This is a genomic window from Brevundimonas nasdae (assembly GCF_016654005.1).
Lineage (GTDB): Bacteria > Pseudomonadota > Alphaproteobacteria > Caulobacterales > Caulobacteraceae > Brevundimonas > Brevundimonas nasdae.
In genome coordinates this window covers 213,031-222,856 of the sequence record NZ_JAEPWN010000007.1, presented here as the reverse complement: position 1 = coordinate 222,856, position 9,826 = coordinate 213,031, and the positions used below count along the sequence as shown (strand labels likewise).

Genomic DNA, 9,826 nt, shown 5'->3' with positions numbered 1-9,826 from the left:
CTCGCAAGCGGTGCGCTCGTGACGTCCATCACGAACCCCAAAAGGGGGTCCCTATTGCACGCCGATAGGGGGTCCCTTTTAGACGCCGATTGACAACCAGCGCCAGGCATTCGCGGGTGCAGTTGTCGATCACCGTCAGGATGCGGAAGCGCCGCCCGTCCGTCATCTGGTCAGAGACGACCCGGAGGGCGGCGCGTAGCAGCCAAGTCCAGCGACCAGCGCTGGTTGGCGACCAGCGGCAGGTCCAGCGGTCGCCGCGTGCCCATCGCTCGCTTCCGGCCGCCGCGCCGGCGCACCGTCAGCCGTTCCTCGCGATAGATCCGCTGAACCCGCTTCTTGTTGACCGCATGGCCCTCGCGCCGCAGCAGGACGTGCAGGCGGCAGTAGCCGAACGGCGACGCTCCTGGGCGAGGGCCCTCAGCCGGTCACGCAGGGCGCCGTCGTCCGGGCGCGTCGCCTGATAGCGCACGCTCGTCCGATCGACGCCCAGAACACGGCACGCCCGCCTTTCGCTCATCTCGTAGGCGGCTTGCAGATGACCAGCCGCCTCGCGCCAGCCGGCGGGCGTCACCACTTTTTTCCCAGCAGGTCCTTCAGGGCCACGTTGTCCAGCATCGCGTCCGCCAGCATCCGCTTGAGCCGGGCGTTCTCGTCTTCAAGCGCCTTCAGCCGCCGAGCCTCCGACACGTCGAGCCCGCCGAACTTGGCCTTCCATTTGTAAAAGGTCGCCGAGCTGACCCCGTGACGCCTACACACCTCCGCCGTCGTCACTCCGGCCTCCTGCTCCCGCAGGATCCCGATGATCCGCTCTTCCGTGAACCTTGATCGCTTCATTCTGTCCGTCCTTCGTTGGGGCGGACTCTAGCTATTCCTGGAGGAGTTTCAGGGGGTCACGTCACCGTCCACGCCGGAGGATCAGAGGCGGGGAAGGATTCGAGCGAGGCTTCGAGGACCGGATCGAAACTCTCCCTGTCGCTGGTAGACGGGTTGGCCGTGCTCTCATGCTGGACGCCTCTTGAGAGGCCGCGATCGGGGCGGAAGGGGACCCGGAAGGCTCCCGGGGCATCGACGCCCCTGTGCAGCCGGTGGCGCGTCTCACCCGCCCAAGGGTTCGCCATCCGGGCTCCCCCAGCGTCCTCGCGCACGACATAATGCCAGTCCTGCCGCTCTGCGAAGTCCACGGCGCTGTCGCGATCCGGAAACTTCAGCCGAATCGGACGATAGGGATCGCCGCTGGACGTGTATCCCATCAGCGGCTCGATCTGCGGCGGCCGGGACGGCTCGAACTCGAGAACCCAGTAGTTGGGCCGAGGCGCCGATGTCATCGCGGAACGGGCAGGACGGTAGATGATTGCCGTCGGCACGTCCCAGGATGGCTGATCGGTTCCGGGAATTTTCGGCGGGAATGGTGGGCGATTATGGCCGCGCATATCAGTTCTCCCGGGTGTCGGTGGATACGAGAAGGTGACGTTCGAGATCGTCGAGTTTTTCCATTCGCCTCGAATTCAGGCGAACGGCGCATTCGGTGTTCTGCGAAGGAAAGGCAGCAGCGTGCAGGACGTCCGACCGCATCGCTATCGTGAGATCGGCGACGGCATTCATCACGCCCTCTCCGTCCCCGTCCGAGAGCGTGCCGTCAGCAAAACCGGACTGCAAGCTCTCCAGTACCTGCTCGAAGCTGGACACGACCCCTGCACTCGCGACCACAGCCAGCTTGTGGCTGAGAACACGCAGTTCATCGATCAGCTTCGCATCGTGCCTTGCGGTTTCCACGATCTCTGCGACCTTCTCGATACAGGCCATGTAAATGTCGCATTGCTGCTGGAGGATGATGACCCTTCCTTCCTTGCGAAGCTCGAGATCGGTCTGGCGATTGAGAAGCGCCGCGGTCAGAATGATCGTCACGACAGCGCCGAGGAAGATGAGCGTCATCTCCTGCGCGAAAGGCAGTATGTCTTCGGCAAGATACATCGAACGAAAAACGAAAACGATTCCGATGCCCAAGGCAGCGGCCGCAGCAGCAAATGCCAAGTCAGGCAGGCGGTTCGACATCAGCACCCCGCATTTTCGGTGTCAGTTGGCATGCACGGCTTTGCATCGGCGTCCGGCGCCTCTGCGTCCCGGTGCCGCGGGAAGATTGGCGTCGGACCGCTGCCGAACGGATTGAAGCCGGTACTCAGGCAACGGTCGAAGATCGTTTCGTCCCATCGGGTGAAATCGTGCTCCTCGCCGGCAAGTCGCCCGTCATCCACCACAGGGCACCTCACGCCTTTGCCGATGGGGGAGCGTCATCGAAGGCCGCACCGTCCGAACGATCCGCCTTGCGAAGCCGTAGCCCGAGGAGGATCATCATCACCCCGAAGACCGCGGCGTAGAAGCCGATCAGCCAGCCGAGCGCGAGGAAGCTTTCGACCGGGCGCGTCAGCAGCATCCAGGTCACGACGACACCGAGAACGACCGAGAGAAGGCCGCTCAGGATCAGCCAGATTTCGCCGTTGATTTCCTTTCGCAGGCGGATCGCTGCCGCGATCTCGAGGGCACCCGAGAACACGGACCAGAAGGCAATACTGGCCCAAAGGAACGTCGCTAGGACGAGTGTGGCAACGAAGGGCGAGATCACGACGACGATTCCCGTGGCGATGCCGAGCAGGCCGCTGACCATGAGCCAACCCCACCGCCGGCCCTTCCGGATGTTGCGAATGGCGGAGATCAGGCCTAACACGCCATCGGCGAAGGAAAAGGTGCCGAATACCAGCGTCAGAGCCAGGAGCGATTGAGCCGGCATCAGGAACGCAAGCGCGGCGATGATCACCGCCAGCACGCCGCGCAGGATGACCAGCCACCAGTTGCGCGTCAGCGTGCAGAGCATGTCTTCGATGTCCCGGGCCGGGTTGAGCGAGTTGATGTTCATTCGATGCGTCCTCCTGGATGATCGGGCGAGCTTTCGGCATGCGACAGGATGGCCGCCTCGCCGTGCATCGCAATGACGATCCGCTGCCGTTCGAGGATCGGTTGGGGCAGGCGCGCCGTGCGGGCGATTTCCTGTTCCAGGTTCGCGGTTTCGACGGTTTCGCCCGCGAACCCGGCCTCGTTCAGTTTCGCGCGAAGAAAGGCGGCCGCGGACAGGGCGATCCGGTCGACCTCGGCCGCATCCAGGCCGAGCGCCGCGGCGGCCTCGGCCGGCGTGCTGTCGGCAAGGTGGATCCGCTCCAGCACGCGGCGCCAGAGCGCCGGAAGCTGGGCCATCGCGCGATGCAGCGACTGCGCCAGTTCATGCCGCTCAGCTTCTCTCTCGGGATCGGTCACGCTGTCGTCCGCGACGAGATCCTCGAGCCGCAACACGTCGTCGGGCTGGTGGAATTCGGACAATTCCTGATCGGCTTCGGTCGGATCCTCTGCGGGCTTCTCCGGCTCGGCGTCGAGCGAGGCGGCGTCCTCGGGCAGGGCCCGGCGGGCCGCACGTCCCTCCTCCTCGATGGTCTCGTGGGCCAGCCGCAAGAGCCAATCGCCGACCGAGAATTCCGTCGGCCGCGTCTCGAACCGTTCGAGCCCCTTCAGAACCATCGCATCGACCAGATCGTCGACCCCGAGCCTGCCCGGCGGCACCGATCCGCCGGCTTCGAGATAGGTCAGTTCGCGCCGGACGGCGTCATGGACCCGGTCCAGATGATCCTCGATCAGGTCGAAATACATCGCCCGCCGGTTCGACTCGGCCGCATCGCGTGCCGGGGGCAGAAGCGCGCCGATGCGGCGGCGACGGGCCGGGCGCTTCCAGTCCGGTTCATGCTTGAGGCGCGCCACATACCGGTCAACCCGCTGGCGCAGGTCGGCAAAGGCCTTGCGCAGGACAGGCTCGATCTCGACCCCCTCTTCCTGTGCCGCGATCACGCCCGAGGGCAGTTGGAGGCGCAGGCTGACCTGGATGCGCGTCTTGCCGCTCGTCTGGGAGGCGACGACTTCGAGCCGGACGAAATCCTCGCGGAAGCTTACAAGATGCGGTTCAAGTTGCCGCACCTCTTCCTCGATGACCTCAGGCGCGCGCTGTTGGCCGTGCCGGTCGAGATTGCGAAATGCTCTGATGACTTCCATGCCGTATGACCTTGCTTGTCGCTTTTTGACGAAATGAGCCGGCGCGACCGTCATCGCGCCGGCCAGTCCTTCACGACGTCATCCGGTAGACTTATCGCCCTTGGACTGCTCCTTATCATTGGCGTCGACTGGGACATCGGGCGTCGGAGCGTCCACCTTGTTTTCGGCAACTGCGCTGGACTCGCCGATCCCGGCTTGGGCCGGATCGTCCGGGCTGTCTTCACCGGTGTCCCTTGCGATCTTTTCGAACACGACCTTCTGTTCGTCCGCTGACCAGGCGACGCGGACCTTGTCGCCATCCTTGATCCGCCCCGAGAGCAGTTCGCGAGCCAACTCGGTCTCCAGCTCCGACCGGATCAGCCGGCGTAGCTCGCGGGCACCGAATTCGGGACGGAAGCCGACCGCGCCGAAGTGATCCACGACGCTCACATCGAGTTCGAGTTCGACGCCCTGGGTGAGGGCGGTCCGCTTCACCCGGTTGAGCTGCAACTCGACGATCTGGCGGATCTCCGACTGATTCAGCGAATGAAAGACGATGATCTCGTCGATCCGGTTGATGAACTCTGGCCGGAAATGACCGCGCAACACCTCCATCAGTTCGGATTTCTGCTTGGCCTCGTCGAACTCCCTGCTGCCCCGTTTCGTGAGGTTGCGCTGGATGATGTCCGAACCGAGGTTCGAGGTGGCGATGATGATAGTGTTAGTGAAGTCCACCACGCGGCCCTTGCCATCTGTCAGGCGGCCATCGTCGAACACCTGAAGCAGGATGTTGTAGACATCGGGATGCGCCTTTTCGATCTCGTCGAAGAGCACGACCGAGTAGGGCCGACGGCGCACCTTCTCCGTCAGCTGCCCGCCTTCGTCGTATCCGACGTAGCCCGGAGGTGCGCCAACCAACCGGGCAACCGAGTGGCGCTCGCCATACTCCGACATGTCGATACGGATCATCGCATCCTGGTCGCCGAAGATCACCTCGGCGAGCGTCTTGGCCAGTTCCGTCTTGCCAACCCCGGTTGGCCCGAGAAACAGGAAGGTCGCAGTCGGACCGGAACCTTCGCGCAGACCCGCACGCGCCAGGCGCACCGCATCGGCCACGGCGCGGATCGCTTCTTCCTGGCCGATGACGCGCTCGTGCAGCTTCTCCTCGAGCTTGAGGAGTTTGTCCTTCTCCTCGGTGGTCAGCTCCGTGACCGGAACGCCGGTGATCTTGGAGACGATCTGCGCGACGTGATCGGCGCGCACCTCGGCGGTCGCCGAAGCCTGGTCGCGCTTCCAGATTTCCAGAAGCTCGTCCAGCTCCTTCTGCTTCTGCTCCAGCTCCTTCTTCAGTTCTGCTGCTCGGTCGAATTGCTTGCGGGCTGCGGCATAGTCCTGCTCGCGCTTGATCTGCGCGGCTTCGGCCTCCAACTCCTGGACGTCCACAGGGCGCGCTGTGGCGCTGATCTTCACCCGTGCGGCTGCCTGATCGATCAGGTCGATCGCCTTGTCGGGCATGAAGCGGCCAGTGATGTAGCGATCAGAAAGCTCGGCTGCCGCGACGATGGCCTCGTCGGTGATCGTCACCTTGTGGTGCGCCTCCAGCGTGTCGCGCAGGCCGCGCAGGATCATGATGACCTGAGCTACCGTGGGTTCCTCGACATAAACCGGCTGGAACCGTCGCTCGAGCGCCGCGTCCTTCTCGATGTATTTCTGGTACTCGTTGAGCGTCGTCGCGCCGATCAGGTTCAGTTCGCCCCGCGCCAGTGCCGGCTTGAAGGTGTTGGCGATGTCGAGACCACCTTCGCCACCGCCCTGGCCGGCGCCGACGATGGTGTGGATCTCGTCGATGAACAGGATCAGGCTGTCCTTCTCCTCGGTGATCTCCTTGAGGATCTTCTGGACTCGCTCCTCGAACTCGCCGCGATACTTCGACCCGGCCACCATCGAGTTGATGTTGAGCTCGACCAGCCGCTTGTCGCGCAGCGCCTCGGGCACTTCGCCCGCGACGATCCGTTGAGCAAGTCCCTCGACGATGGCAGTCTTGCCCACGCCGGGCTCGCCGATCAGCACCGGGTTGTTCTTTTTCCGGCGGGCCAGCACTTCGATCGTCGTCTCGATCTCGCGGGCGCGGCCGATGACGGGATCGAGCTTGCCCTCGCGAGCGAGCTTCGTCAGGTCACGGCTGAACTGGTCGAGATCGGGCGTGCTGGAAGACGCCTCCACGCGGCCTTCCTCGGCTCCCTTGCCCACGACCTTGGTCACCTGCTGGCGAAGCGCCTGCGGTGTCAATCCGTATTTGCGCAGGATCGACGCGGCCAGGCCTTCACCTTCCTCGGCAAGGCCGATGAGAAGGTGCTCGGGACCCACATAGGAATGGCCGAGTTCGTTCGAGGCGATGAAGGCCCGGTTCAGCGCGTCCTTCAGGCGAGGACTTACGCCGATTTCGCCTTCCGTCTTGGCGTCTCCACGCTTCGCTTCCTTCTCGATCTGGCGCCGCAGATCGTCCACATCGACCTTGAACTGTTCCAGGATCGTCTTGACTACGTCAGACGAGGTCAATGCCAGAAGCAGATGTTCGGTATCGACCTCGCTGCGCCCGAATTCCCCGGCCTTCTGTGCGGCATCCTGCAGCAGCTTGTTGCCCTGTTCGCTCAGCCGGTCGGCGATGGTGCGTCCGCCGCCGCGCCGCGATCCACGCCGCGGCGCGCCCTCGCCGAAAGTGGCGTCGACGACAGCGTCATCGCCATCACCCATAGAGCCGAGCGTGCCGCCTCGCAGCGGACTGTCACCAAAGAGGCTGCCGAAACTGCTCTCGCCGAAGAACTCGTCAAGAAGGGAACGCCGTCCGAACAGGGACTCCAGTGGCGAGGCGCTGCGCCCCGACCGGCGCGCCATTTCGCTGTAATGCTGGTCGCAAAGCTCCATGTTCTGAACCCTGCCGTTCACCGAGGCGCGCACACGCGCCGTCGCCGGGCGACCGCAAATATCGCAAGCTCCGTTTGCCATTCGTCTTCTCCGTCTTCATTATCCAGTCAGGTGCCAGTGACAGTGTCACGCAGCGACCTGTCTCTCGTTGCAGGAGATCCTGCGCCGATTGCTCGAGAAGATCCAGATTGGTTTCAAGAAAGGTGAGGGTGCGCTTAAACACGCCATCCACGATGTCGCGCACCTTCGCGTCCATCCGCTCAGCATTGGCGTCGCTGTAGCGGCGGTTAGCCAGGAACACTGGTCGCCGGTGCCGAGAAAGCCGGGCCGATCGGTGTCGTAGCTGACATGCCCGAGGTCTTCGTCCATCCCGTACCGCGCGACCATGGCGCGGGCGATGTCGGTCGCCTTGACCAGATCGTCCGCCGCCCCGGTCGAGACATGATCGTAGATGATCTTCTCTGCTGCGCGCCCGCCAAGCAGGACTGCGATCTTGGTTTCGAGTTCCTCCCGCGTCATCAGGAAGCGGTCCTCGGTCGGCGCTGGATGGTGTAGCCGAGCGCGCCAATCCCGCGCGGTATGATCGAGACCTTGTGCACCGGGTCCACCCCCGGCAGAGCCATCGCCACCAGCGCGTGCCCCATCTCGTGGTGCGCCACGATCTCGCGTTCGCGCGGATTGAGCACGCGGTTCTTCTTTTCCAACCCGGCGATGATGCGTTCCACCGCATTGTTGAAGTCGTCCATCGTCACCGCATCAGCCTTGCGGCGCGTGGCGAGCAATGCTGCCTCGTTGACGAGATTGGCAAGATCCGCGCCGGAAGAGCCGGGAGTAAGAGCTGCGACCTTCTCGGCATCGACGTCTGGGGCGAGCGTCACTTTCTTCATGTGCACGTTCAAGATCTGCACACGCCCCGTCTTGTCGGGCCGGTCCACCAGCACCTGACGGTCGAAGCGTCCCGCACGCAGCAGCGCGGGGTCGAGAATCTCGGGTCGGTTGGTGGCGGCCAGGAGCACGATGCCCACTGAAGGGTCGAAGCCGTCGAGCTCGGTCAGAAGCTGGTTCAGCGTCTGCTCACGCTCATCATGGCCACCGGCGATCTGGCCGGAGGAGCGCGCCATCCAAGAGCGTCGAGTTCGTCGATGAAGATGATTGCCGGGGCCGATTTCCGGGCCTGCTCGAACAGGTCGCGCACCCGTGCGGTACCGACGCCCACGAACATCTCGACGAACTCTGATCGCGAGATCGAAAAGAAGGTCACGCCGGTCTCGCCTGCCACCGCGCGCGCCAGAAGCGTCTTGCCGGTTCCCGGCGGCCCGACGAGCGATATGCCTTTGGGGATATGAAGCCGCCAAAACCCTGCTTGTCGGCGAACTTGCGGAACAGCAGCATCCAGATTCCGAAGAAGACAAGCGCTGGCGCCACCCAGGAAATCAGTGTGCCGAAAAAAGTATTCTGAGGAACGCCCGTGATCTCGACGCCGGAGCGGTCGATCCGCTGCAGGATCCCGGGATCCACGACCGTCGTCACGAACTGGCTCTTGCCGTCGACGAGTTCGGTGAAGGCGCCGGTGATGGTGTCTGACCCGACCGCGACCGACGCGACCCTGCCGTCCTCGAGATAGGTTTCGAATTGGCTGTAGCTGATGGGAGCCACGGATTGCCAGCCGGCGATCAGATCCTGGATGAAGATCACAGCTATGAAAGCATCACCCAGTACCAGATGCTGTATTCGGTCTTCTTTTCCAAACGGTTTTTCCTTTTCCCTAGCGCCCGAGCCGCGCCCTGATCCGCTCGAGCAGCGCCAGCAGAATGCGCCTCTCGTCCGCCGACAGATCCTGCAGGATCTCATCTTCGAGCGCCGATTGCCGCGGCTCGAGCTCCTCCAGCATCGCCCTGGCCTTTGGCGTTGCCGTGACGATCTGCGCCCGTCGGTCGTCGGGTGACGCCCACCGCTCTACCCAACCGCCCCGTACCATGCGATCGACGAGCTGGCCCGCAGTGGCCCGGCCCACCTCCAGCCGCCCGGCCAGATCGCCGATGGTCAGCCCGGGCGAATCCTCGACATGTGCCGCCCCCATCCAGGACAGGCGGGTCAGGCCGCTGTCGCCAATCTCGTTGTCAATCCGCTGCTGGATGAGCTGCGCGACCCGGTGGATCGTCGTCCCGATCAGGGCGAGATCAGAAGTGATCAAGGGTATCTTTCCTCCGTCTGCATGAGAAACAGGATAGACTGCGGTCCACCCAAAGTGCAATGCAAGCACCATATATGCTTGCATAATAAATGGGCCCGCCTATCTTGATGGGCGGTCTCCGAACCGACATCCAGCCGGCACCGTTGCCCGGTCGGACCATGCCGCCGGTTCGGGGGCATCGATCAGCAACAGGAGGCCAGCAATGCTCTAGCCGACATATCTGTGCCGCAGCGATCCCTTCGCGCTGATGCCCTCCATGATGCGCGATCTCGACCGCGGCTTCTGGCCCCCGTCCCGCGCGGCGTTCCCGGCGGTGAATGTGTGGCAAGGCTCCGAGGCCGTCGCCGTCACTGGTGAACTTCCCGGTATCGAACCGGGCGACATTGAAATTTCGGCCAAGGACAACGTCCTGACGCTGTCGGGCGAACGCAAGCTGCCCGAGGTTCCCGAAGGTGCGCGCTGGCACCGCAACGAACGCGGTTATGGCAAGTTTTCCCGCGCTATCCGCCTGCCATTCACGGCTTCGGATGACAAGGTGGAGGCGAAGATGACGAAAGGCGTATTGCGGATCGCCATCTCCCGTCCCGAGGCAGAAAAGCCAAAGAAAATCGAGATCAAGGCAGCCTGATAGGAGCTGGA

General features: G+C 63.7%; 9 protein-coding genes and 2 pseudogenes. 1 reads left to right on the top strand and 10 read right to left on the bottom strand.

The window, feature by feature from the left end; translation table 11 throughout:
• Nucleotides 1-52 precede the first annotated feature (52 nt).
• The 10 genes and pseudogenes from JKF87_RS12365 to JKF87_RS12330 form a co-directional block, all read right to left on the bottom strand.
• A pseudogene (locus JKF87_RS12365) lies at nt 53-834 on the bottom strand (transposase); the annotation flags it as partial.
• Nucleotides 835-890: 56 nt separating this feature from the next.
• Entirely contained in the window at nt 891-1,430 is a 540-nt protein-coding gene (locus tag JKF87_RS12360; RefSeq protein WP_087139585.1) for an NADH dehydrogenase ubiquinone Fe-S protein 4, read from the bottom strand.
• A gap of 1 nt (nt 1,431) precedes the next feature.
• Nucleotides 1,432-2,052: a hypothetical protein gene (locus JKF87_RS12355; protein WP_201100191.1), complete on the bottom strand. Its 621-nt coding sequence runs from the start codon at nt 2,050-2,052 to the stop codon at nt 1,432-1,434.
• A gap of 211 nt (nt 2,053-2,263) precedes the next feature.
• On the bottom strand, nt 2,264-2,911 hold the full coding sequence (locus JKF87_RS12350) for an HdeD family acid-resistance protein (protein WP_201100190.1): 648 nt from the start codon (nt 2,909-2,911) through the stop codon (nt 2,264-2,266).
• Nucleotides 2,908-4,089: a sigma-70 family RNA polymerase sigma factor gene (locus JKF87_RS12345; RefSeq protein WP_201100189.1), complete on the bottom strand. Its 1,182-nt coding sequence runs from the start codon at nt 4,087-4,089 to the stop codon at nt 2,908-2,910. The genes JKF87_RS12350 and JKF87_RS12345 overlap by 4 nt, the downstream gene beginning before the upstream one ends.
• Nucleotides 4,090-4,167: 78 nt before the next feature.
• On the bottom strand, nt 4,168-7,074 hold the full coding sequence (locus JKF87_RS12340) for an ATP-dependent Clp protease ATP-binding subunit (RefSeq protein WP_201100188.1): 2,907 nt from the start codon (nt 7,072-7,074) through the stop codon (nt 4,168-4,170).
• Nucleotides 7,075-7,119: 45 nt separating this feature from the next.
• Nucleotides 7,120-8,114, bottom strand: a pseudogene (locus JKF87_RS18385) (AAA family ATPase).
• Nucleotides 8,057-8,272, bottom strand: a complete 216-nt coding sequence (locus tag JKF87_RS18380) for an AAA family ATPase (RefSeq protein WP_307417921.1) — start codon at nt 8,270-8,272, stop codon at nt 8,057-8,059. Before JKF87_RS18380 ends, JKF87_RS18385 begins: the two are co-directional and overlap by 58 nt.
• Entirely contained in the window at nt 8,251-8,688 is a 438-nt protein-coding gene (locus tag JKF87_RS18375) for an ATP-dependent metallopeptidase FtsH/Yme1/Tma family protein (RefSeq protein ID WP_307417922.1), read from the bottom strand. The genes JKF87_RS18380 and JKF87_RS18375 overlap by 22 nt, the downstream gene beginning before the upstream one ends.
• Nucleotides 8,689-8,758: 70 nt before the next feature.
• Complete coding sequence (locus JKF87_RS12330; RefSeq protein ID WP_184274099.1) at nt 8,759-9,187, bottom strand: MarR family winged helix-turn-helix transcriptional regulator; 429 nt, start codon at nt 9,185-9,187, stop codon at nt 8,759-8,761.
• Nucleotides 9,188-9,443: 256 nt separating this feature from the next.
• Here JKF87_RS12330 and JKF87_RS12325 point away from each other — a divergent pair, with 256 nt between their 5' ends.
• Complete coding sequence (locus tag JKF87_RS12325; RefSeq protein WP_201100187.1) at nt 9,444-9,815, top strand: Hsp20/alpha crystallin family protein; 372 nt, start codon at nt 9,444-9,446, stop codon at nt 9,813-9,815.
• The last annotated feature ends 11 nt before the right edge of the window (nt 9,816-9,826 follow it).

Coding starts and splice junctions, on each gene's coding strand:
- JKF87_RS12360 (WP_087139585.1), bottom strand. CDS start 1,430: ATGCGCGGCCATAATCGCCCACCATTCCCGCCGAAAATTCCCGGAACC.
- JKF87_RS12355 (WP_201100191.1), bottom strand. CDS start 2,052: ATGTCGAACCGCCTGCCTGACTTGGCATTTGCTGCTGCGGCCGCTGCC.
- JKF87_RS12350 (WP_201100190.1), bottom strand. CDS start 2,911: ATGAACATCAACTCGCTCAACCCGGCCCGGGACATCGAAGACATGCTC.
- JKF87_RS12345 (WP_201100189.1), bottom strand. CDS start 4,089: ATGGAAGTCATCAGAGCATTTCGCAATCTCGACCGGCACGGCCAACAG.
- JKF87_RS12340 (WP_201100188.1), bottom strand. CDS start 7,074: ATGGCAAACGGAGCTTGCGATATTTGCGGTCGCCCGGCGACGGCGCGT.
- JKF87_RS12325 (WP_201100187.1), top strand. CDS start 9,444: ATGATGCGCGATCTCGACCGCGGCTTCTGGCCCCCGTCCCGCGCGGCG.